Below are 728 nucleotides of genomic sequence, written 5' to 3'. Positions count from 1 at the left end.
CCTCTCATTAAAGATATATCTTCTATAGCTTGATGACTTCCTCCATCTTCTCCTACTGTTACTCCTGCATGAGTAGCTGCTATTTTAACATTTAAGTTTGGATATGCTACAGAGTTTCTTATTTGCTCATAGCCTCTACCTGCTGCAAATATTGCAAAAGTACTTGCAAAAGGTATCTTTCCACAAGTAGCAAGACCTGCTGCTGTACCAATCATGTCACCTTCTGCTATCCCCATATCAAAAAATCTATCTGGGGCAACTTCTTTAAATGATATACTTTTTGTAGCTTTTCCTAAGTCTGCATCCAATACTACTATATCTTTATTTTCTGCAAGTTCTTTTAATACTTGTCCGTAAGCTTCTCTAGTTGCTATTCCCATTCCTATAGACCTCCTTCTAAATCTTTCAGTGCTTGTTCTGCTTGTTCTGCATTTGGAGCTGTTCCATGCCATGCAGCATTGTTTTCCATAAATGAAACACCTTTACCTTTTACAGTCTTCGCTATTATTACTGTTGGTTTTCCTGTAACTTTTTTAGCTTCATCTATTGCATTTCCTATTTCATCAAAACAATGTCCATTTATTACTATTACATTCCATCCAAAAGATTTAAATTTGTCATCTACTGGACTAACATTCATTACTTCTTCATTAGAACCATCTATTTGTAATCCATTTAAGTCAACAAATGCAATTAAGTTATCTAATTTATAATGTGATGCTGTCATT

Annotated in this window: 1 protein-coding gene and 1 pseudogene; both read right to left on the bottom strand. The window is 34.3% G+C overall.

The window, feature by feature from the left end; translation table 11 throughout:
* Positions 1-380, bottom strand: a 380-nt coding sequence (locus KGF48_RS19750; protein WP_413894832.1) for a transketolase family protein, incomplete at its 3' end; no start/stop codon positions are given.
* 2 nt (positions 381-382) lie between these two features.
* Positions 383-728, bottom strand: a pseudogene (locus tag KGF48_RS19745) (transketolase); the annotation flags it as partial.

Source organism: Clostridioides sp. ZZV15-6388 (assembly GCF_020657755.1).
In the GTDB taxonomy this organism is placed as follows: domain Bacteria; phylum Bacillota; class Clostridia; order Peptostreptococcales; family Peptostreptococcaceae; genus Clostridioides.
Note: the sequence above shows the minus strand (reverse complement) of the source record. Positions and strands in the feature narration are given on the sequence as shown.